Below are 21895 nucleotides of genomic sequence, written 5' to 3'. Positions count from 1 at the left end.
ATCCACCGTCACGGCAGCACTGGCGGCCTGCAACGCTACCGCTGCCTGACGTGCCGCCGTACTTTCAATGCCTTGACCGGTACACCGTTCGCTTTCCTGCGCCTGCGCGGAAAATGGCTGCCGTTCCTGCAGGCGGTGCTGGATTCTCGCACCGTCCGGGGCGCCGCCGAAAACATCGGCGTCCACCGCAATACCAGCTTTCGCTGGCGCCATCGCTTCATGGGAGCAGCACGGCACGACCGGCCACCGCGGCTGCAAGGCATTGTCGAGGCGGATGAGACCTATCTGCTCGAATCGCAAAAGGGCAGCCGGCACCTGGACCGGCCGGCGCGCCGGCGTGGCGGCAAGGCCAGGCGGCGCGGCATCTCCAAGGAACTCGACTGCATTCTCGTGGCACGCGACCGGGACGGGAAAACGCGGGATTTCGTCTGCGGCCGCGGCCCGGTGACGGCGCGGCAGCTGGCGTGCCATTTGCCACCGATACTGGCCGCCGATGTCTTGCTGGTGTCGGACAGCGCTGCCGCTTACCGAACGTTCACACGCCAAGCCGGCATCCTGCACGAAGCAGTCAACCTGAGGGCAGGCGTGCGCGCCCGGGGTGCGATCCACCTGCAGCACGTGAATGGCTATCACAGCCGCTTCCATGGCTGGCTATCGCGGTTCAATGGCGTGGCGAGCAAATACCTGCCGAACTACCTGGGCTGGCGCCATGGCATCGACGGGCGGCGCTGGCTAGCTCCGGCAGATTGCTTGATCGCCGCGCTGCGCGGCAATTGCTCCGTTTCCTGATGACGTGGTGAAACTTCCACAGGTTCGGGTGACTGCGCCATTTACAATGGCCGGCTTAGCAACAGCCGCACACCGGGAACCACTTTTGAAACAGCACGCCAAGGAAAACCTGCACAGCATCTATGCGATGGTCATCGCCGTCGCGATGTTCTCGATCATGGACACGGCGATGAAGCTGCTCGCGGTCCGTTATCCGGCGATGCAGGTAACGGTACTGCGCGCGTTTTCCTCGATGCCGCTGGTCTGTGCCTTTGTCGCCTATCGCGGCGGGTTCCGCGGCATCTTCAACGTGAACTGGCCCCTGCAGCTGCTGCGCGGCGCGCTGGGCATCGGCATGCTGACACTGTTCGCCTACGGGCTCAAATCGCTGCCGCTGTCGGAGACGTATGCGGTGTTCTTCATCGCACCCGCGCTGATCACGGCGCTGTCGGTGTTCATCCTCAAGGAGCGGGTCGACGGCATGCAGTGGCTCGCCATCGGCGTGGGCCTGGCCGGCGTGCTGGTGGTATTGCGGCCCGAAGGCACCAGCTTCATTTCCGTGGCCGGGCTGGCGATCCTCGGTTCGGCGGCATGCTACGCGGTATCGGCGATCGCCAGCCGCATCCTGTCGCGCACGGATTCGAACGAGCAGATCATGTTCTGGCTGCTGGTGATGATCGGCGCGGGTGCGCTGCCGCTGGCGTGGCCGTCCTGGGTGCCGCTGCGCTGGGATGACTGGCCCGTCATCGCCACGCTGGCGTTTTCCGGCTTTCTCGGCCAGCTGGCGATCACCCGGGCGTTCAGCATGGGCAAGGCGTCGGTCGTGGCGCCGTTCGAGTACACGGCACTGGCCTGGGGCGTGGCGATCGACTGGGCACTATGGAGCACGCTGCCGGACCGGTGGACCCTGGTGGGTGCCGCGATCATCATCGGCAGCGGCATCTACCTGGTGCGGCGCGAGGCAGTGCACAGCGAGGCCGAACACCCGTGAAACCCGCATGTTGTCACGCTTTTATCCCTTATGGGGGAGAGAACGCGGGGCCGGGAAAGCCGATATAATCGTGAAATGAAACAACGTACCATCAAAGAACAAGTCCGCACCACCGGTGTCGGCGTGCACTCCGGCACCAAGGTCGAGCTGACCCTGCGCCCGGCCCCGCCCGACACGGGCATCGTCTTCGCCCGCGTCGACCTGGATCCTCCCGTGGTATTCCCGGTCGGCCCGCTGGAAATCGGCGACACGCGCATGGCGACCGTGATGATCCGCGACGGCGCCCGCGTGTCGACGATCGAACACCTGATGTCCGCCTGCGCCGGCCTGGGCATCGACAACCTCTACGTCGACGTGACCGCCGAGGAAATCCCGATCATGGACGGATCGGCGTCGTCGTTCGTCTTCCTGCTGCAGCAGGCCGGCCTCGAAGAGCAGGACGCGCCGAAGAAATTCATCCGCATCAAGAAGCCGATCGAAGTGCGCGAAGAGCAGGGCGCCAACGAGAAATGGGCGCGGCTGGTGCCGCACAACGGCTTCAAGCTGGACTTCTTCATCGAATTCAACCATCCGGCCGTCGACGGCACGGCGCAGCGCGCGCAGATCGATTTCGGCAGCCAGTCGTATATCCAGGCGGTGGCGCGGGCACGCACGTTCGGCTTCATGCAGGACGTGGAAATGCTGCGCGGGATCGGCCTGGCGCGCGGCGGTTCGCTGGAAAACGCGATCGTGATGGACGAATACCGGATCCTGAATCCGGACGGCCTGCGCTACGACGACGAGTTCGTGCGCCACAAGATCCTCGATGCGATCGGCGACCTGTATGTGATCGGCCACCCGCTGGTGTGCGCGTACGAGGCGCACAAGTCCGGCCACGCGCTGAACAACAAGCTGCTGCGCGAACTGCTGGCCAATCCGGATGCGTATGAATTCGTCAGCTACGATTCTGCCGACCAGGCGCCGCCGTCGTATGCCCGGCAGCTCGAACAGGAATGGGCCTACAACTGACCAGCTGACGCTCAGGCGTCCAGCAGGGCCGCCAGCTCGTCCGGCGTGCCGTTCGGGAAGGCTTCCCGCAGGTAATCGAGGAAGGCCGAGACGCGGGCGTTCAGCAGCCGGCGCGACGGATACAACGCCCACAGCGCGATCTCCGGCCCCTCCACATCCCCCCATTGCACCAGCCGGCCGGCCGCCAGGTCGCGCGCCGCCAGCGAGATCGGCAGCCGCGCCGCGCCCACGCCTGCGCGCACGGCGTCGCGCACCATGATCAGCGACGACAGCAACAGCACCGGCTCCACCATCAGGGGCGACGTTCCCCCAGCCCCTTTCACCATCCAGGTCTCTGGCCGGCCATTCGGGCCGCGCAACACGACCGGTACCGGTACCGTGCCCCTTGGCCGCGGCAAGGAGGGGCTCGCCACGACCACCAGCCGGTCGCGCAGCAGGATGCGGCCGACCAGGTTCGCATCCGGCGCCGGGTTCACGCGGATCACGAGGTCGTAGCCTTCCTCGATCATGTCGACGGAGCGGTCTTCGCTCGTCACTTCCAGCCGCACCTGCGGATATTTCAGCGCAAAGCCGGCCGCCAGCCTGCCCATCGCCGTCTGGGAAAACAGCAGCGGCGCACTGATGCGCAACCTGCCGCGCGGCTGGCCGCCGCCGGAAGCGATCGCCGCCGCCGTTTCATGGATCTCGGTCAGCAGCGCCGCCGTGCGTTCGTACAGGGCGCGGCCTTCCTCTGTGAGCTTCAACGTCCGCGCGCCCCGTTCGAACAGGCGCAGTTCCAGGCTGCCTTCCAGTTCCGCCACGCGCCGTGACAGGGTTGCCTTCGACCGCCCGCTGGCCCGGGCGGCACGCCCGAAGCCGCCATGCCGGGCGACGAGATTGAAATCGGCCAGGGCCAGCAAATCCATAAGGTGTTCCATTCATGAGACGGTGAATCTAAATATACCGTCTATCGGATCGCCCGTGGGATGCCTACCATGGCCTTGTCTTTCAACCCAAGGAGAACGCCATGATCTACTCGACCGCAACCATTCCCGTGAACCCGGCCGGGGAAACCCCGCTGACCCGTGCCCAGGCCTGGGCCGGCCTCGTCATGAAGGCGCGCGACGCCCGCCAGTTCCTGCCGCCGGGCCTGTGCACCCGTTGCGAGGTCGTGGAGGAGAGCGGCACCCCTACCACCCATCTGGTGCGCGAAGCCACGATCGCCGGCGACGACCTGCGCGAAATCATCGCCTTCGAGCACGCGCACAAGGTGTCGTTCTTCCAGGCGGCCGGGCCGCGCGAGGGCGTGATCGTCAACGAACTGTTCGAGGATGCGGAAGGGGCGCTGCAGTTGCGCTTCTATTGCTACCTCGGCCTGCGAGGCAAGGCGCCGGGCGGGCCCGAGGAACAGGCCGAACAGGCGTGGATGGACAGCGATGGCGGTTATCGCACCGCGCTGCTGTCCACGTTGGGCCGCACCCGCGCACTGCTGGAGGAGGGCCGCATCTGACGGGACCGGCATGCGGCGCGCTGGCCGCCGCGTTGGTGCGCTTGCGCCGGTGCGCTAACGCCGGTGCGCCACCAGGTTCTTCAGCGCCGCGATCAGCGTGGCATTCTGCTTGGTCGGTTCCAGCGCTTCGGACAGCTGGGCAAACGACTCCACGCCCACGTCGGGAATGACGAGCTGGCGCCGCTCCACGGGCGGTGTCGTCATCGCCTTCATCATCTGCACCTTCAGGCGGATGTTGTCGATCTGCCACCCCTTGGTCGCCAGTGCTTCTTGCAATTTTGGCAATTGCTGTTTAAGCTTGGCGGCGACCGATGCGTTCGGTGTCGACAGCACCAGCAGGCCAGCCTCGAACGAGATGATCTCGCAGAAGCTGAACGCGGTCGGCAGGACTTTCGCGCAGTCCTGCTGCAGCTTCGCCATGCGCTGCACGGCCGGCAGCAGGGCCGCAAGCTTGGCGTCATGGCGCAGGAAGTCGGTCGCTTCGACCGCTGTCCGGTTCTGGCGGGTCTGGAAGGAGTTGAATCGCATGCGCGAAACATAGCATAGCCACGCCGTGCCTGCAGCATCGGCGGCGCGGCGGCTGGGAGTGGAAGGCGGGGCAAGAATCGTGCGAGGTGCGTCGAGTGTAGCGCTAGTTCCCTTATGGCTATTGTCTTTCCGGCAGCCATCCCAATGTACCCCCGTGCTAAAATCATGGTCTTTTGCCAGAGGCTTTGGGCGAGGTCGCGAAGCGAGCTTTTTTTAAACGGCGTTTATTCAAGAATTCAAGCATGTCCTTACTGACCGCGATTTTCGGCAGCCGTAATCAACGGCTGCTCAAGCAATACCAAAAAACCGTCAAAGCCATCAACGCTCTCGAACCCGAGTACGAAAAGCTGTCGGACGCCGAATTGCAGGCAAAAACGCCCGCCTTCAAGGAGCGCGTGGCGGCCGGCGAAGCGCTCGACGACTTGCTGGTGGAAGCCTTTGCCGTCTGCCGCGAAGCTTCCAAGCGCGTCTTCAAGATGCGCCACTTCGACGTGCAGCTGCTCGGCGGCATGGTGCTGCATTACGGGAAAATCGCCGAGATGCGCACCGGTGAAGGTAAAACGCTGACGGCGACCCTGCCGGCCTACCTGAACGCGCTGTCCGGCAAGGGCGTGCACATCGTGACCGTCAACGATTACCTGGCCCAGCGCGATGCGGAAACCATGGGCAAGCTGTACCGCTGGCTGGGCCTGACCACGGGCGTCAACCTGGGGCAGATGGAACACTCGGTCAAGCAGCAGGCCTATGCTTCCGACATCACCTACGGCACCAACAACGAGTTCGGCTTCGACTACCTGCGCGACAACATGGTGTTCGACATCCGCGACCGGGTGCAGCGCGGCCTGAATTACGCGATCGTCGACGAAGTCGACTCGATCCTGATCGATGAGGCCCGCACCCCGCTGATCATTTCCGGCCAGGCCGAGAACCACACCGACCTGTACCACAAGATCAACGAAGTGCCCAAGCTGCTGACCCTGCAGGTCGGCGAGGAAAAGCCGGACGGCAAGGGCACGATCGAAGTGCCGGGCGACTACACGAAGGACGAGAAGGCACACCAAGTGCTGCTGACCGAAGCCGGCCATGAAAAGGCCGAGGCGATCCTGACCAGCATGGGCCTGCTGCCGGAAGGCGCGTCGCTGTACGACTCCGCCAACATCACGCTGGTGCACCACCTGTATGCCGCGCTGCGCGCCCATGCGCTGTACCACAAGGACCAGCACTACGTGGTGCAGAACGGCGAAGTGGTGATCGTCGACGAATTCACCGGCCGCATGATGACGGGCCGCCGCTGGTCCGACGGCCTGCACCAGGCGGTCGAAGCGAAGGAAGGCGTCAAGATCCAGAACGAGAACCAGACGCTGGCCTCGATCACGTTCCAGAACTACTTCCGCATGTACGCCAAGCTGTCCGGCATGACCGGTACCGCCGATACGGAAGCGTTCGAATTCCAGGACATCTACGGCCTGGAAACCGTGGTGATCCCGCCGAACCGCCCGTCCGCCCGCAAGGACAAGCAGGACCAGGTGTACAAGTCGGCGCAGGAAAAATACCAGGCGATGGTGACCGACATCCGCGACTGCTACGAGCGCGGCCAGCCGGTGCTGGTGGGTACCACGTCGATCGAGAACTCCGAGCTGCTGGCATCGATCCTCGACAAGGCAAACCTGCCGCACAACGTGCTGAACGCGAAGCAGCACGCCCGCGAAGCGGAGATCATCGCGCAGGCGGGTTCGCCGAAGGCCATCACGATCGCCACCAACATGGCCGGCCGCGGTACCGACATCGTCCTGGGCGGCAACGTCGAGAACCAGATCAAGTTCCTCGAAGCGGATGCCAGCTTGTCCGAGGCGGACAAGGCAGCCCGCGCGCAAGCGCTGCGCGACGGCTGGCAGGCGCTGCACGAGCAGGTGGTGGCGGCCGGCGGCCTGCACATCATCGGCACCGAGCGCCACGAATCGCGCCGGGTGGACAACCAGCTGCGCGGCCGTTCCGGCCGCCAGGGCGACCCGGGCTCGTCGCGCTTCTACCTGTCGCTGGACGATCCGCTGCTGCGCATCTTCGCCGGCGACCGCGTGCGCGCGATCATGGAACGCCTGAAGATGCCGGAAGGCGAACCGATCGAAGCGGGTATCGTCACGCGCTCGATCGAATCGGCGCAGCGCAAGGTCGAGGCCCGCAACTTCGACATCCGCAAGCAGCTGCTCGAATACGACGACGTCTCCAACGACCAGCGCAAGGTGATCTACCAGCAGCGTAACGAGCTGCTGGAAGCCACCGAGATCGGCGAAATGATCCAGAACCTGCGCCATGGCGTGTTCACCGACCTGGTGCGCGAGTACGTGCCGGCGGAATCGGTCGAAGAGCAGTGGGACGTGCCGGCCCTGCAGGCCACGCTGGCGGCCGAGTGGCATATCGACCTGCCGCTGGCCAAGATGCTGGAGACGGAATCGAACCTGACCGACGAAGACCTCGTCGAGCGCGTGGTTGCCGCTGCGGACGAGCAGTACAACGCCAAGATCGCCATCGTCGGCAAGGAAGCGTTCGGCGGCTTCGAGCGCAGCGTGATGCTGCAATCGGTGGACAGCCACTGGCGCGAACACCTGGCGGCGCTGGACCACCTGCGCCAGGGTATCCACCTGCGCGGCTATGCGCAGAAGAACCCGAAGCAGGAATACAAGCGCGAAGCGTTCGAACTGTTCGCCCAGATGCTGGACATGATCAAGAACGAAGTGGTGCGCCAGGTGATGACCGTGCGCATCCAGTCGCGCGAGGAAGTGGAAGCGGCCGAGGCGGCCATGGCCGCCACGCACCTGGAAAACGTGAGTTTCCAGCACGCCGATTTCGATCCGAACGCGGCGCCGGAAGAACTGCTGGCGCCGACCGCCCATCCGGCCCCTGGCGGCATGCCGGATGCGCACGTGCAGGTCGGGCCGAAGGTGGGCCGCAACGATCCTTGCCCATGCGGCAGCGGCAAGAAGTTCAAGGCTTGCCACGGCAAGCTGGCTTGATCCAGAAACCGGGGCGCGCCCCGGTTTTTTTCGCCTGGATCTGGTACCTGTCCAGAAAACAGGGTCCGTCCCTGATTTTGCGATCGAAACCGTCCCAGATGTGAAAAAGCCCGGCAGTGCCGGGCTTTCTTGCTTCCTGCCGCTATTTACTGCAGCGTCAGGATCACCTTGACGGTATCGTCCACCGCCGACTTGTCGATGTAGCCGATCGCCTTCGGATCGTCCGCCACGGCCTTCTTCACGTCGGCGTTCGACTTGAATTCCTTCGGCGCCTGGGCCTTGCCCGTGAACACGAGCTTCGACCAGATGGCTTTCACCTGGGCGGCGTCCTTGTCGGTCACCTTCTTGTAGAACTCGTTGCGGATCGCCGAGCCGTCGGCCTGGTCGATGGGGGTGAACATCGTCGATTTACCGAGGAAGAACTGGGCAGCCTGCTCGGAGAACATGCGGGTGGCCGGGTTCTTCGCGCTGACGATGACCACGGTCTCGGCAAATGCCGACGACGGCAGGACGGCGGCCGTCGCGGCGAGGGCGGCGATGACCAGGGTGATAGTGATCTTTTTCATGTGAATGCCTTAGAAAACGAAGTCCACGCCCGCCGCGACGACGGTCACCTTCTTGCCGACGCCGGCCGGCGTCACGTCGCTCAGGAAGCCGTTCTTGGCGCCCGGCTTGACGCGGTCGACCTGCACCTTCAGCGCGGCGGACGAAGCGAAGTCCCAGCGCACGCCGACCAGGTTGGACGACTGGCTGCCTGGTGCCAGCAGGTTTTTCACGCCGGCATTCAGCGTCGGAATGCGAGCCAGCTGCGCCGGCACGGCCACGGTCGAACCCTTGCCGTCGTACTTGGCGTGCGCGAAGTATGGCAACACCTTGCCGAAGCGGTAGCCCACCATCGTATACCAGGCATTGCTGTCGGCCAGGTACACCGGATCCTTGGCGCGGCGCATGCCGAATTCGGACTGCACCACGATGTTGTTCCAGTCGGCCATCAGGCCCACCGAGGTGAAGGCCACACGCTTGTAGTCGGCGATCGTGATGTCGTCGGCCAGTTGGCCGAAGCCCACCGAGGCCAGCGTGGCGGTCAGCGAGTTGATCGGCTTCACGTCGGTGGCTTTCAGCTTGCCCTGGGCATGCGCGAAGCGCAGCGTGACCGGGCCATGCTCGGCGCTGACGGCGAAGCCGCCGACCGGCGCCTGGTAGCGCGGCGACGAATGGTCGCTCGATACATAGGACTTGCCGCGCGCAATACCGACGAAGGCCTGCGCCGTCACGTTGGTATCACCGAAGGCGCGCTGCCAGTTCACGTCGACGCCGTCGGCGTTCTCGATGAACATCTGGCCGTACATCTCCACCGGCGGACGCATCATCGTGTTCGCGTAGCCCACGTTCTGGTAATCCGAAATCAGGAATGCCGGCACGACGATGCGGCCGGCACGGAACGACACTTCGTCGTTCAGCTTGTACTTCACGAACGCCCATGCCAGCTCGGTCGTGAAGCTGTCGCCGGTCGACTTGCGCGACAGGATCTGCGTGGTGGCGGACAGCTTGTCCGAGAACGTGTAGGTAGCCTGCAGGCCCAGGTTGGAATCGAGACCGATCGTGCTGGTGCCGGCCGTGCCTTCGCGCTGGTTGGCGCGCGTGAAGCGTGCGTCTTCCGTGTTGCTTTTTGCGGCGGCCAGCGTGCCGAAGCCGCTGACATTCAGGTTGCCGTCGCCGATGGTGACCGCGCCTGCCGCGCCGGCCTGCATCAGGCCCACTGCGCCCAGGACGAATACTGCTGACAGTTTCATTTTCATGCTGAAGGAATCCGATCCGATGTGGTTTTGTATGAGGTAATGCTTGCCGCGGGGCCGCTGCGGAGGTGGGGGAGCGGCGCGATGTTCACGACAGACTGCATGCGGTCTCTACCTTATGGGATATTTCCTAAAAGCATCAAGTTTTCTTTCCCTATCAATATAAAACATGAAAGTTACTGTCGTTTTTTGTGAACTGATTGCGCTACCTGGAAACAATTGCTATAGAAAAATATAAGTCTTCGCCGACTCGTCGGGTACCGCCCGCCACCTGTTGTCACAGGGTTTAAAATAGCGATTTCACTAACCCGCACGAGAACAACACATGGCCGTCAACTCCCCCATTCCTGTCGCCGCTGAGCTGAAACCCGTCGCCGGTATCGAGATCGGTTACGCCGAGGCCGGGATCAAGAAACCGAATCGCAAGGATGTGCTGGTGATGAAGCTGGCCGAGGGTGCCACCGTCGCAGGCGTGTTCACGCTGAACCGTTTCTGCGCCGCGCCCGTGCAGATCTCGAAGGAAAACCTGGCGGCGGCGCAGGCCGGCGGCAAGCCGATCCGCGCGCTGCTCGTCAATACCGGCAATGCCAACGCCGGCACCGGCGAAGCGGGCCTGGCCAATGCCCGCGAAACCTGCAATGCACTGGCGGCCGAACTGGGCATCGATGCGCAGCAGGTCCTGCCGTTCTCCACCGGCGTGATCCTGGAACCGCTGCCGGTCGCCAAGATCAAGGCCGGCCTGCCGGCCGCCGTGCAGAACCTGAAAGCCGACAACTGGTTCAACGCGGCCGAAGGCATCATGACCACCGACACGCAGCCGAAAGCCGGCTCGCGCACGGTCACCATTGCCGGCCATGCCGTCACGCTGACGGGCATCAGCAAGGGCGCCGGCATGATCAAGCCGAACATGGCCACGATGCTGGGCTACCTGGCGTTCGATGCGAAAGTGGCGCAACCCGTGCTGGACGTGCTGGTCAAGGAAGCGGCCGACAAATCGTTCAACTGCATCACGATCGACGGCGATACCTCCACCAACGATTCGTTCATGCTGATCGCCACCGGCGCCGGCACGCTCGAGGTGAACTCGGTCGATTCGCCGGAGTACCGCGAACTGGCGGCGGCGGTCACCGAACTGTCCGTATTCCTGGCCCAGGCCATCGTGCGCGACGGCGAAGGCGCCACCAAGTTCATCACCATCACGGTGGAAGAGGGCGAGTCGGTCGACGAGTGCCGCAAGATCGCCTATTCGATCGGCCATTCGCCCCTGGTGAAGACGGCCTTCTTCGCCTCCGACCCGAACCTGGGCCGCATCCTGGCCGCGATCGGCTACGCCGGCGTCGAGCTGGACGTCTCGAAGATCAACATGTGGCTGGACGATGTGTGGGTGGCGAAGGACGGCGGCCGCAACCTCGACTACAAGGAAGAAGACGGCCAGCGCGTGATGAAGCAGAGCGAAATCACCGTGCGCGTGAAACTGGCGCGCGGCACCGCCGCCGCGACCGTGTACACCTGCGACCTGTCGCACGACTACGTGTCGATCAACGCGGATTACCGTTCCTGATGGCCGGGCTGGAGGACTCATTGGCAACCTTCATGGTTCGCGCCGAAAGCGTGCTGGCGCGGGTGGAGGCCCTGCTGCCGCCAGCCGTGCCCGCGCCCGACTGGAACGCCGCATTCGCGTTCCGCTGGCGCAAGCGCAGCGGCCTGGCGGGTGCCAGCGGCTGGCTGCAGCCGGTCGCGCACGCAGCGAAGATCACGCTGGACGACCTGCACAACGTGGCCAACCAGAAGGCGGCGATCGAGCAGAACACGCGGCAGTTCGTCGCCGGCCGGCCCGCCAACAACGTGCTGCTGACGGGCGCCCGCGGCACCGGCAAATCCTCGCTCATCAAGGCCTGCCTGAACGGCTTCGCCGAACAAGGCCTGCGGCTGATCGAAGTGGACAAGGCCGATCTGGCCGACCTGCCGGACATCATCGACCTGGTGGCCGGCCGGCCGGAGCGCTTCGTCGTGTTCTGCGACGACCTGTCGTTCGAAGAGGGCGAGAGCGGCTACAAGGCGCTGAAGGTGGCGCTGGACGGCTCCATCACCGCGCAGTCGGACAATGTGCTGATCTACGCCACGTCGAACCGGCGCCACCTGCTGCCGGAACGGATGTCGGACAACACCAGCTACAAGCATGACGAGGACGGCGACCTGCATCCGGGCGAAACGGTCGAGGAAAAGATCTCGCTGTCCGAACGCTTCGGGCTATGGCTGTCGTTCTACCCGTTCAAGCAGGACGACTACCTCGCCATCGTCGCGCACTGGCTCGGCACCTTCGGCTGCACCCCCGCGCAGATCGACGAGGCACGCGGCGATGCGCTGCGCTGGGCCCTGCAGCGGGGCTCGCGCTCGGGCCGCGTGGCCTGGCAGTTCGCCCGCGACCATGCCGGCAAGATGGACACGGACGCATCCGGGAACCCCGCGGCATGACGGAAGCGAGCAGGCCGATCGACGTGGCGGTCGGCATCCTGATGAAACCGAACGGGGATGTGCTGCTGGGCCAGCGCCCGGCCGGCAAGCCCTACGCGGGCTACTGGGAATTCCCCGGCGGGAAAGTGGACCCGGGCGAAACCATCTTCGCGGCGCTGCAGCGCGAATTCATGGAAGAGCTGGGCATCGAAGTGCTGTCGGCCGAGGAATGGTGCGGCGTCGAGCACGTCTACGAACACGCCCACGTGCGGCTGCACTTCTTCATCAGCCGCGAGTGGCGCGGCGAACCGCAAAGCCTCGAAGGCCAGGCATTCGCATGGCAAGGGGAAGTGGGTGTCGAACCGCTGCTGCCCGCCACGATCCCGCTGCTGCAGTGGATCGACCGCGGCTAAAGCCCGAAAACCGGTGACAGACACCAGTTTTTTTGAAACATTTCCTGGAAACCGGTGACAGACACCAGTTTTTTTGCAACAGGTGTTGCATGAAAAAAAGGGAGCGGTACGGCGACCCGGCGTCCCCATTTTAGAGAAACATTGCCCGAAAAATGGGGTACGTCCCCATTTTCAGAGAAACATTGCCCGAAAAATGGGGTACGTCCCCATTTTTAGAGAAACATTGCCTTTGGTAAGTTATTGCTTGTCTTCTTCGAGCGGATCGGTGGGGATGGCGCCGGGGATCGTGTATTTTTCCTCGGCCCAGGCGCCCAGGTCGATTTGCTTGCAGCGTTCGGAACAGAAGGGGCGGTACTTGTTTTTCTCGCTCCACTCCACTTTCTTGCCACAGGTGGGGCAGTCGACAACGGTTGGCATGGCAGGTAAAAATCAGAAATTACAAAGAGTGAGTTCAAATGGCACGTCGTCTTCCAGCGGCTTGGGCTTGCAGTCGCCGCCCTGGCTGGTGAAACGTACCCACAGCATGTATTTGTTGGCCGAGATCTCGGGGATCGCACCCAGCGATTCGTCGAGCGTCAGCCGCAGCATCTGGTACACCTTCCCCTGCAGCATCTGCTGGTAGCTGCCGGCGTTGGCGATCATCTTTTTCGGCGCGCCGGAATTGCGCAACAGGCGCAGCACCAGGGCCAGCGCATCGCACAGCGGCGCCAGCGGCGCGAACCACGTGGCGATGTCGTTGAAGCGCTGTTCGAACGAATGCTGCTGCCACGCATAATACGACGGCAGGTCGAATTCGCACGCGCCGCCCGGAATGATCGTGCGGCCGCGAATGCTCATCAGCCATTCGTTGTCGCGCACGTTCTGGCCCGTCTTGCCCTGCGAGGCCACCAGCGCGGACGACACGCTGTCGAGCTCCTCGAGGATGGCATCGAGCATCTCGGCCTGTACGGCGGGGTTGGAACGGTAGCCCATCAGCGTCTGCTTCTGGCGCTCGATTTCCTGCAGCAGGTCGGACTTCAGGTCGGCGCGGCCGGCCACTTCGAGCATGTCGAAGATCGTGGCCAGCGCCACGTGGTGCTGCAGCGGATGTTCCTGGTTCAGGAAAAACTTGAACTTCTCGTACAGGTCCTCCAGGCGCAACAGCGTGCGAATGCGCTCGTTGAAAGGATATTCATAGACGATCAAAGTGAATCCCTCGTGGGTGGGCCTGAAATATGCCCGTGATTCTGAGGCATGCGAGGCAAAAATACAAACGTTGTTAATTGTTTCTTACCGCTTCTTCAGCCAACGCTAAGTAAGTTGCATGCAAGCGGTCGACTTGCGGCGCCAGCGCGTCCAGCGCGCCGCCATTGTCGATGACGTCGTCCGCGGCAGCCAGACGCACCTGCCGCGGTGCCTGCGCGGCCATGATCGCGCGCACCTGGTCTTCCGCCAGGGCATTGCGGGCCATCACGCGTGCCACCTGCGACGCCTCGGGACAATCGACGACGAGCACGCGGCCCACGCGCTGTTTCCACGTCCCCGACTCGACCAGCAGCGGAATGTCGAAGATCACGTAAGGACCGGTGCCCAGCAGGCTTTCGGCAAAGACCGCATCGCGGATCATCGGGTGCAGGATGCCTTCCAGCGTGCGCCTGGCCTCCGGCCGGGAGAAGGCCAGCGCGCGCATCTTCGCGCGGTCCAGCGCACCGTGGGCATCGGCGAAGTCGTCGCCGAACGCGGCCAGCACCGCCGGCATCGCCGCGCCATGCGGCCCGGTAAGGCTGCGGGCGATCTGGTCGGTATCGACGATGTCCACGCCCCGTTCGGCGAACAGCCGCGCCACCGCGCTCTTGCCGCTGCCGATGCCGCCCGTCAGGCCAACCGTAAAACGCCGCTGCATGTCAGGCCACCCCCAGGAACCGCTCCGTGAACGCGGCGATCTGCGGCCCGAACAGCAGCGCGATCATGCCCGCGGCGGCGAGGTAGGGACCGAACGGGATCGGGTTGTCGCGCCCCCGCCTGGCAAAGACGATCAGGCCGATGCCGACCACCGCTCCCACGACCGAGGACAGCAGGATGATCGTCGGCAGCATCATCCAGCCCAGCCACGCGCCCAGCGCGGCCAGCAGCTTGAAGTCGCCGTAGCCCATGCCTTCCTTCCCGGTGAGCAGCTTGAATGCCCAATAGATGGACCACAGGCACAGGTAGCCGGCGGCCGCGCCGATCACCGCGTCCGCCAGCGGCACGAACGTGCCGTTCAGGTTCACCAGCAGGCCGGCCCACAGCAGCGGATACGTCAGGTCGTCCGGCAGCAGCCTGGTATCGGCATCGATGAACGTCATCGCGATCAGCAGGTAGGCGAACAGCAGCGTGGCCAGGCCGGTCCAGCCGCTGCCGAACTGCCAGACCAGCGCCGCGGACAGCGCGCCCGTCAGCGCCTCGATGACCGGATAGCGTGCCGAGATCGGCGCCTTGCACCGGCTGCACTTGCCACGCAGCGCCAGCCAGCTGACGACGGGGATGTTTTCCAGCGCCGTGATCTGGTGGCCGCAATGCGGGCAGGCCGAGCGCGGCACCATCAGGTTGAAGCGGTCCGTGTGCGGCAGCGGCAGGCCCGATTCGCTGGCCACGTAGTTGTCGGACTCGCGCTGCATCATCTTCGGCACGCGGTAGATGACGACGTTCAGGAAGCTGCCGACCAGCAGGCCGAAAATGGCGGCGATCAGCGCGGCGGGGAGGGTGGCGGGCGGTGAAAAGAGGAAGAGTTGCTCGAGCATTGTGCGGGTTCCGTGACCCCTGGCGCGGCAGGGCGGCAGATGAAAACCAGAGCTTACACCACCGGTCGCCATTTGAAGATGGAGGCGCTGCAGATGGCTTCACGCCGCCGTTGCCCGGCGCGACGGGCCAAGCTTCTCCGGCGACGCAGGCTCCAGGCTCAGCTATGCGACAGCACATTTGTAATATCGCTACGATTGGAGCAAGTGAAATCAACGATGAGGTCCATGCAATGTCTGCACAGATAACGAACAGCCCGATCCATCGACACCCGACCGGACGGCTGCACGCCATCCTGCTCGGCGGGACGGTGCCCCTGTTTCTCGGCGCATTGGCAAGCGATGTTGCCTACTATCGAACCTACCAGATCCAGTGGAGCAATTTCGCATCCTGGCTCATCGCCGGCGGCCTGCTCATCTGCGGACTTGCCCTGGTGCTTTCCTTGGCGGCCCTGCTCCGCGCGCATCGCCGGACAGGGCGGCCGCTGATGGGATTGCTGCTGTTGCTGGCAACCTGGGTGCTGGGACTGGTCAACGCCTTCGTCCATGCGAAGGACGCCTGGGCGGCCATGCCGGATGGCCTGATCCTGTCGGTCATCGTTGCCGTGCTGGCCTGCATCGCGGCCTGGCTCAGCATCGATACCCATCCGGAGGTGGCGAAATGAAGCCGATCAAGTCAATGACGCCGATGACGCCAATGAAGCCCCTGGCATGTCTGGGCATGGCCCTGTTGCTGGCCGCATGCACCGAGAACGGCGACAGCCAGCAGGCACGCGGACCCGACCCCAGGCTGCCGGAACCGGAGCGCGGCTTGTTACCAAGCATGAAGATCGCCGAACCGGTGGCGTGGGGCAGTCAAAAGCCCACCGTGCCGCAGGGGTACACCGTCACCGCGATTGCCACCGACCTGAAGATTCCGCGCCAGACGCTGGTGCTGCCCAACGGCGATATCATCGTCGCGGAAGGCCGCGGCGGCAGCGCCGCCAAGCTCAAGCCCAAGGATGTGATCGCCGGTTATATCAAGGCGCAAGGCACGACCAAGGTGGAAAGCGGCGATCGTCTGACCTTGCTGCGCGATGCCGATGGCGACGGCCGGTATGAGCTGAAAACGGTGTTCGCGGAAGATCTCGATGCGCCTTACGGCCTGGCGTTCGCCAACGGCAAGCTGTACGTGGCCAACCAGGACGAACTGGTCAGCTTCGACTACCAGGAAGGCCAGACCAAGGCTGGTGGTCCGCCGAAGAGTATCGCCAAGCTGCCCGCCGAGATCAATCACCACTGGACCAAGGCGCTGACCGTCAGCCCCGACGGGCGCTTCCTGTACGTCGGCATCGGCTCCAACAGCAATATCACCGAGCGCGGCATGGAGGCTGAGCTCGACCGGGCCATGGTCTGGCAGATCGACGCCGAGACGGGTGCCCACAAGCCGTATGCGACCGGGCTGCGCAATCCGACGGCACTGGCGATCAACCCCGCGACAGGCAAATTGTGGGCGGTGGTCAACGAACGCGACGAACTGGGGCCGGACCTGGTGCCGGACTACCTGACCTCGGTGCGCGAAGGTGGATTCTACGGCTGGCCTTACAGCTACTGGGGCCAGAACGTCGATCCGCGCGTCATGCCGCAGGACCCCGACAAGGTGGCAGCCGCCATCAAGCCTGACTACAGCCTGGGCTCGCACGTCGCCGCGCTCGGGCTGAGCTTCTCGCAGCCGGCGATGGGGGACCGATACGCCAACGGCGCATTCGTCGGCGAGCACGGCAGCTGGAACCGTGCCCAGCCCGTCGGCTACAAGGTAATCTTCGTGCCGTTCAAGGACGGCATGCCCGCCGGCGAGCCGGTCGACTTCGTGACCGGCTTCCGCGATGCCGACGGCAAGACGCGCGGCCGGCCGGTCGGCGTGACGGTCGACCCGCGCGGGGCGCTGATCGTCGCGGATGACCTGGCCAATATGGTGTGGCGGGTGGTGCCGAGCCGCTGATTGCGGCCATGCGTAGGAAATCACCACGTGCCGCAGTAGCGCCCTGCGGATCCGTAAGCCTCTCACACTGCGGCGCGTGCACCTGACTCATCCCGTCAGGTGCGCGCAGCGGTGCCCAAACCCCTCGTAATCAGAGAAGTCTTACACGTTCACGTAATGACAAGGAGTTGTGCCCCGCGCTGATCGGCGGTAGCTTCTGATTGGCATTGCCAATGGGGTGGCCACGCAACCTGGCCCAGCTATTTTGTGCGCTACTTGTCCTATAAGGAGCAACAAGCCATGTACATTTCGGTACTGCCATTCTTGCTTGGTACACTTGCCGGTGTGATTTCCTTGGCACTGCTGGCCGGGGGCGTTTATATCGTATGGGCGTGGTATGTCGGGACGCTGGCAACCATGGGGTGGCTGTGGTCTGGCATAGCCATGCTCGCGTGGTCCCTGCTGGGGCGGCAGCTTGTACTGGCCTTATACCCGCGTGGGCCAGATGAGCCGCGCTCTGAACGCAGTCCGAATTCCAGAAAAGTCCAAGGTGTTGACGGTAGCGCGTTACACGTCGAATTCGATGGCCCGGAGGGCAAGCCCGTCATCGTCATGACCCACGGCTGGGCCCTCGACAGCACGGCCTGGTATTACGTGCGCAAAGAGTTGAGCAAGGACTTCAGGCTGGTGCTATGGGACCTGCCGGGGCTTGGCCTGTCGAGCCAGCCGGCCGACCGCCGCTACAGTGTGGAACGTCTGGCGGAAGACCTGCATCGCGTTATCGGGGAAACCGGGTACGCATCCGTCACGCTGGTTGGGCACAGCATCGGTGGCATGATGATGCTGACCCTGGCTCGTCTGCGGCCAGACCTGTTCCGTGAAAAGGTCAACGGCATGGTCCTGATGGATACCACGCATACCTGGCCATTGAACACCGTAATGGCAGGCACTTTGCTGAAGTTCCTGAGGTGGCCACTCATTGAGCCGCTGTTGTTGCTGACCATTTTGCTGTCGCCGCTTGTACGACTGATGAACCTGCAGAGCTACCTGAACGGCACCAGCCATATCGTGAACCGCATTACCTCGCTGAGCCGTGGAGTAACACGTGGGCAGCTCGACTTTGGCTCAAGGTTCAATGTCAAAGACACGCCTTCCGTCATTGCCAAAGGCCTGCGGGCCGTGATGCGCTGGGATGAAACCGATACGCCGGCAATCCTCCCGGTTCCGGTGCGTGTGATCGTAGGCGATGCCGACCGCCTGACGAAGCCGGAGGCGGCAGTTGCCATAACTGCCAAGGCCCCGCGCGCGGACCTCGTCACGATCAGTCCGGCAGGCCACAATGGGCTGCTGGAAGAGGGCAGGCAGTACGGTAAGGCAATTGCGGAATTCGTCGGCAAGTTGCAAGACCTTCAGAAAACCGGAATTTCGGAGCAAGCTCAAAAAGTGGCTGAATTACGCCACCCTGGCCGGGGGCGCAATCGATAGTGGAATGCAGCGCAGACGCCACTGCGAAGGTTTCCGAGACACTGCGAAGTATTCCGAGCACCTGCACGGTGTCGCTTACACCACCGACCCCAGCTTGAAGATCGGCAAATACATGGCCACCACCAGCCCGCCGATCAGCACGCCCAGGATCACCATGATCGCCGGCTCCATCAGCGACGACAGCGAAGCGACGGCCTCGTCGACTTCTTCCTCGAAGAAGTCGGCGACCTTGCCCAGCATGCTGTCCAGGGCGCCGGATTCCTCGCCGATCGCCACCATCTGCGTGACCATGTTCGGGAACACTTCCACGTTCTGCATCGCCACCGTCAGGCTCACCCCGGTCGACACTTCGCTCTGGATCTTGCGCGTGGCGTCCAGGTAGACGGCATTGCCGGCAGCGCCGCCCACCGAATCGAGCGCCTCGACCAGCGGCACGCCGGCGGCGAACATGGTGGCGAGGGTGCGCGTCCACCTGGCGATCGTGGCCTTCCTGATCACGGCGCCGAACACGGGCACCTTCAGCAGCAGCCGGTCCATCGCCTGCTGCATGGACAGCGAACGGCGCCAGGCCTGGAAGAAGAAGTAAACGGAAGCGAACAGGCCGCCGAAGATCACGTACCACCAGTCAACGAAGAATTCCGAGATCGCCATCACCACCAGCGTGGGCGTCGGCAGGTCCGCGCCGAAGCTGGTGAACACTTCCTTGAAGGCCGGCACCACCCAGATCATGATCACGGCCGTGACGATGAACGCCACCGCCAGGATCGCGATCGGGTACGTCAGCGCCGACTTGATCTTGGCTTTCATCGCCAGCGTCTTTTCCTTGTAGATCGCCAGGCGCGTCAGCAGGTCTTCCAGGATGCCAGCCTGTTCGCCGGCGCCCACCAGGTTGCAGAACAGCGGGTCGAAATACAGCGGGAACTTGCGAAACGCGCCATTCAGGCTGGTGCCGGTCTCGATGTCCGCGCGCAGGTCCATCACCAGTTTCGACACGGCCGGGTTGGCGTGCCCCTTGCCGACGATGTCGAACGATTGCAGCAGCGGCACGCCGGCCTTCATCATCGTCGCCAGCTGGCGGGTGAACAGCGTGATGTCCTTGTCGGTGACCTTCTTGCCGGAGCGGTACACCTTTTTCTTGACCTTGGTGACCATGATGCCCTGCCGGCGCAGCGTCACGTTGACGACCGCCTCGCCGCCCGCGCGCAGTTCGCCGCGCACGGTTTTCCCTGTCTTGTCCTTGCCTTCCCAGGCAAAGATGGATTCCTTGATGCCGCCCGCGTGTGCCATGTGTATTCCTATTCGTTCGTGCAGCCCAGCACTTCTTCCAGGCTCGTAAGTCCCGCCTTCACCTTCACCAGGCCGGACTGGCGCAGCGATTTCACGCCCTCGGCCTGGGCCTGGGCGGCGATCTGCATCGAGTTGCCGTGCGCGAGGATCAGCGCCTCGATCGCCGGCGTGATCGGCATGATCTGGTAGATGCCCACGCGCCCCTTGTAGCCGGAGCCGTTGCAGCGCTCGCAGCCCACCGGGCCGTAGGGCTTCCAGCTGCCGTCGACTTCCTCGGCGCGGAAGCCCGCGCTGACGAGCTTGTCCGGCGCGATGTCGAGCGGCTGCTTGCAGCCGCACAGCCGGCGCGCCAGCCGCTGCGCCGTGATCAGGATGACGGACGAGGCGATGTTGAACGGCGCCACCCCCATGTTCATCAGCCGGGTCAGCGTGGACGGCGCATCGTTCGTGTGCAGCGTGGAGAACACCATGTGCCCCGTCTGCGCCGCCTTGATGGCGATGTCCGCCGTTTCCAGGTCGCGGATCTCGCCGACCATGATGATGTCCGGATCCTGGCGCAGGAACGATTTCAGCGCCACCGGGAACGTCAGCCCGGCCCGGTCGTTCACGTTCACCTGGTTCACGCCGGGCAGGTTGATCTCGGCCGGATCTTCCGCCGTCGAGATGTTGATGCCCGGCTTGTTCAGGATGTTCAGGCAGGTGTACAGCGACACCGTCTTGCCCGAGCCGGTCGGGCCGGTGACCAGCACCATGCCGTACGGGCGGGCGATCGCATCGAGCAGCAGCGCACGCTGTTCCGGCTCGTAGCCCAGCGCATCGATGCCCATCTGCGCCTGCGAGGCGTCGAGGATACGCATCACGGTTTTCTCGCCGAACAGCGTGGGCAGCGTGGAGATGCGCAGGTCCAGAGTCCGGGTCGGCGACACGATCAGCCGCATGCGGCCATCCTGCGGCACGCGCTTTTCCGAGATGTCGAGCCGGGCCAGTACCTTGATGCGCGATACCAGCTTGTCCTTGATCGCGATCGGCGGCTGCGCGTGCTCGACCAGCACGCCGTCGACCCGGAAGCGGATCCGGTAGAACTTCTCGAACGGCTCGAAGTGCAGGTCGGAGGCGCCCATGTTCACGGCATCCATCAGCATCTTGTTCAGGAAGCGCACGATCGGCGCATCCTCGATGTCCGTCGCCGGCGCCTCCGGCACCGCCGCGTCCTGCTCTTCGGCGAACTGGATCTCGCTGTCGGCGCCGGCCAGCTCGTCCATCAGCTGTGCGCTGCACTTGCCCAGTTCGTGCAGCAGCCGCAGCAGCGCATCGTGCGGCACGATCACCGGTTCCACCGACGATTCGGTCTGGAACTTGATCTGGTCCAGCGCCTGCGTGTTGGTGGGATCGGAAATCGCCACCGACATCTTGTTGCCCCGTTTCGCCAGCGCCACCACGCGCCCGCTCTGCATCAGCTTCTCGTCGATGATCGCCTGGGGCAGCGCGGCCGCGCTGATCGCGTGCAGGTCCAGCATCGGGTAGGCAAACGTCTCGGAACAGAACGCGGCCAGGTCGCGCGCGCCGATGATGCCGCTGCCCAGCAGTACGTCGATGAAGGGCTGCTTTTCCGTGGCGGCACGCTTGTGCAGCGCGTCCGCCTGCGCGGCCGTCAGGCGGCCGGCCTGCACCAGCACCCGTGCCAGTCCCGGCATGGGAGCGTTCGCCGTCGTGGGGTGGACTGCTGCCATAGATGAAACTGCTGCTGAAGTGTGGGCAATCAAGCGATGATGCCGTCAGGCATCACTTTTGTAAAGCGTCCTCATCCGTGTGGACTGTCGTAATTTGACGACTTTTCGCGGCTTGCCGGGACCCTGTCCAGTACTTGTCTTGGTGCCCCGATAACGATCCTGATGCGGATGCCAACACGGTCCGGCCCGGCAGGATGCCGCCAGTGTAGTCCCGGCCGC

General features: G+C 64.0%; 21 protein-coding genes. 11 read left to right on the top strand and 10 right to left on the bottom strand.

Features of this window, described 5'->3' with window-relative positions; all coding sequences use genetic code 11:
• From FHS02_RS22455 to lpxC, 3 genes are all read left to right on the top strand, one after another.
• Nucleotides 1-789 (top strand): IS1595 family transposase (locus FHS02_RS22455; protein ID WP_183444265.1); only part of this gene is annotated, 789 nt, incomplete at its 5' end.
• Nucleotides 790-916: 127 nt separating this feature from the next.
• A complete protein-coding gene (locus FHS02_RS22450) occupies nucleotides 917-1759 on the top strand; it encodes a DMT family transporter (protein ID WP_137317677.1) in 843 nt (280 codons plus the stop codon).
• A 75-nt stretch (nucleotides 1760-1834) separates the two neighbouring features.
• Nucleotides 1835-2767 carry a UDP-3-O-acyl-N-acetylglucosamine deacetylase gene (gene lpxC, locus FHS02_RS22445; RefSeq protein WP_137316235.1) on the top strand — a complete coding sequence of 311 codons (933 nt, stop codon included), beginning with the start codon at nucleotides 1835-1837 and terminating at the stop codon, nucleotides 2765-2767.
• Between the two features lie 11 nt (nucleotides 2768-2778).
• Here lpxC and FHS02_RS22440 read toward each other — a convergent pair whose 3' ends face one another.
• On the bottom strand, nucleotides 2779-3672 hold the full coding sequence (locus FHS02_RS22440; RefSeq protein WP_137316236.1) for a LysR family transcriptional regulator: 894 nt from the start codon (nucleotides 3670-3672) through the stop codon (nucleotides 2779-2781).
• A 101-nt stretch (nucleotides 3673-3773) separates the two neighbouring features.
• On the opposite strand from FHS02_RS22440, the gene FHS02_RS22435 reads away from it, so the two are divergent.
• Nucleotides 3774-4256, top strand: coding sequence for an AtaL-like protein (locus FHS02_RS22435; RefSeq protein ID WP_137316237.1), 483 nt, complete (start codon nucleotides 3774-3776; stop codon nucleotides 4254-4256).
• Between the two features lie 54 nt (nucleotides 4257-4310).
• On the opposite strand, the gene FHS02_RS22430 is transcribed toward FHS02_RS22435, so the two are convergent.
• The gene (locus FHS02_RS22430) at nucleotides 4311-4784 is read right to left on the bottom strand and encodes a DciA family protein (protein WP_137316238.1); all 474 of its coding nucleotides are present in this window, start codon (nucleotides 4782-4784) and stop codon (nucleotides 4311-4313) included.
• 242 nt (nucleotides 4785-5026) lie between these two features.
• On the opposite strand from FHS02_RS22430, the gene secA reads away from it, so the two are divergent.
• Nucleotides 5027-7795, top strand: a complete 2769-nt coding sequence (secA, locus tag FHS02_RS22425; protein WP_137316239.1) for a preprotein translocase subunit SecA — start codon at nucleotides 5027-5029, stop codon at nucleotides 7793-7795.
• Between the two features lie 146 nt (nucleotides 7796-7941).
• On the opposite strand, the gene FHS02_RS22420 is transcribed toward secA, so the two are convergent.
• Together FHS02_RS22420 and FHS02_RS22415 are read right to left on the bottom strand one after the other, a co-directional pair.
• Nucleotides 7942-8361 carry a type 2 periplasmic-binding domain-containing protein gene (locus tag FHS02_RS22420; RefSeq protein WP_137316240.1) on the bottom strand — a complete coding sequence of 140 codons (420 nt, stop codon included), beginning with the start codon at nucleotides 8359-8361 and terminating at the stop codon, nucleotides 7942-7944.
• A 9-nt stretch (nucleotides 8362-8370) separates the two neighbouring features.
• Nucleotides 8371-9588, bottom strand: a complete 1218-nt coding sequence (locus FHS02_RS22415) for a hypothetical protein (protein ID WP_229422354.1) — start codon at nucleotides 9586-9588, stop codon at nucleotides 8371-8373.
• A gap of 328 nt (nucleotides 9589-9916) precedes the next feature.
• Between FHS02_RS22415 and argJ the strand changes: the two genes are divergently transcribed.
• From argJ to FHS02_RS22400, 3 genes are read left to right on the top strand one after another with little or no spacing between them, the layout of a single operon-like run.
• Nucleotides 9917-11152: a bifunctional glutamate N-acetyltransferase/amino-acid acetyltransferase ArgJ gene (argJ, locus tag FHS02_RS22410; protein ID WP_137316241.1), complete on the top strand. Its 1236-nt coding sequence runs from the start codon at nucleotides 9917-9919 to the stop codon at nucleotides 11150-11152.
• Nucleotides 11153-11184: 32 nt separating this feature from the next.
• Nucleotides 11185-12066, top strand: a complete 882-nt coding sequence (locus tag FHS02_RS22405) for an ATP-binding protein (RefSeq protein ID WP_371861436.1) — start codon at nucleotides 11185-11187, stop codon at nucleotides 12064-12066.
• Complete coding sequence (locus FHS02_RS22400; RefSeq protein ID WP_137316243.1) at nucleotides 12063-12458, top strand: NUDIX domain-containing protein; 396 nt, start codon at nucleotides 12063-12065, stop codon at nucleotides 12456-12458. Before FHS02_RS22405 ends, FHS02_RS22400 begins: the two co-directional genes overlap by 4 nt.
• A gap of 237 nt (nucleotides 12459-12695) precedes the next feature.
• Here the strand turns inward: FHS02_RS22400 and yacG are convergent, their stop codons facing one another.
• The 4 genes from yacG to FHS02_RS22380 form a co-directional block, all read right to left on the bottom strand.
• Nucleotides 12696-12875 carry a DNA gyrase inhibitor YacG gene (gene yacG, locus FHS02_RS22395; protein WP_137316244.1) on the bottom strand — a complete coding sequence of 60 codons (180 nt, stop codon included), beginning with the start codon at nucleotides 12873-12875 and terminating at the stop codon, nucleotides 12696-12698.
• A 12-nt stretch (nucleotides 12876-12887) separates the two neighbouring features.
• The gene (gene zapD / locus FHS02_RS22390; RefSeq protein ID WP_137316245.1) at nucleotides 12888-13643 is read right to left on the bottom strand and encodes a cell division protein ZapD; all 756 of its coding nucleotides are present in this window, start codon (nucleotides 13641-13643) and stop codon (nucleotides 12888-12890) included.
• A gap of 73 nt (nucleotides 13644-13716) precedes the next feature.
• Complete coding sequence (gene coaE / locus FHS02_RS22385; protein ID WP_137316246.1) at nucleotides 13717-14340, bottom strand: dephospho-CoA kinase; 624 nt, start codon at nucleotides 14338-14340, stop codon at nucleotides 13717-13719.
• A gap of 1 nt (nucleotide 14341) precedes the next feature.
• Nucleotides 14342-15217, bottom strand: a complete 876-nt coding sequence (locus FHS02_RS22380) for a prepilin peptidase (protein WP_137316247.1) — start codon at nucleotides 15215-15217, stop codon at nucleotides 14342-14344.
• 230 nt (nucleotides 15218-15447) lie between these two features.
• Between FHS02_RS22380 and FHS02_RS22375 the strand changes: the two genes are divergently transcribed.
• From FHS02_RS22375 to FHS02_RS22365, 3 genes are all read left to right on the top strand, one after another.
• Entirely contained in the window at nucleotides 15448-15879 is a 432-nt protein-coding gene (locus FHS02_RS22375; RefSeq protein ID WP_137316248.1) for a DUF2231 domain-containing protein, read from the top strand.
• Between the two features lie 23 nt (nucleotides 15880-15902).
• Nucleotides 15903-17195 carry a PQQ-dependent sugar dehydrogenase gene (locus FHS02_RS22370; RefSeq protein WP_137317679.1) on the top strand — a complete coding sequence of 431 codons (1293 nt, stop codon included), beginning with the start codon at nucleotides 15903-15905 and terminating at the stop codon, nucleotides 17193-17195.
• Nucleotides 17196-17474: 279 nt separating this feature from the next.
• On the top strand, nucleotides 17475-18659 hold the full coding sequence (locus FHS02_RS22365) for an alpha/beta fold hydrolase (protein ID WP_137316249.1): 1185 nt from the start codon (nucleotides 17475-17477) through the stop codon (nucleotides 18657-18659).
• Nucleotides 18660-18734: 75 nt separating this feature from the next.
• On the opposite strand, the gene FHS02_RS22360 is transcribed toward FHS02_RS22365, so the two are convergent.
• The gene (locus FHS02_RS22360; RefSeq protein WP_137316250.1) at nucleotides 18735-19946 is read right to left on the bottom strand and encodes a type II secretion system F family protein; all 1212 of its coding nucleotides are present in this window, start codon (nucleotides 19944-19946) and stop codon (nucleotides 18735-18737) included.
• An 8-nt stretch (nucleotides 19947-19954) separates the two neighbouring features.
• Nucleotides 19955-21676: a type IV-A pilus assembly ATPase PilB gene (gene pilB / locus FHS02_RS22355; RefSeq protein WP_137316251.1), complete on the bottom strand. Its 1722-nt coding sequence runs from the start codon at nucleotides 21674-21676 to the stop codon at nucleotides 19955-19957.
• Nucleotides 21677-21895 lie beyond the last annotated feature (219 nt).

Origin of the sequence: Pseudoduganella umbonata (genome assembly GCF_014192225.1) — a bacterium.
GTDB lineage: Bacteria > Pseudomonadota > Gammaproteobacteria > Burkholderiales > Burkholderiaceae_D > Rugamonas > Rugamonas umbonata.
Note: the sequence above shows the minus strand (reverse complement) of the source record. Positions and strands in the feature narration are given on the sequence as shown.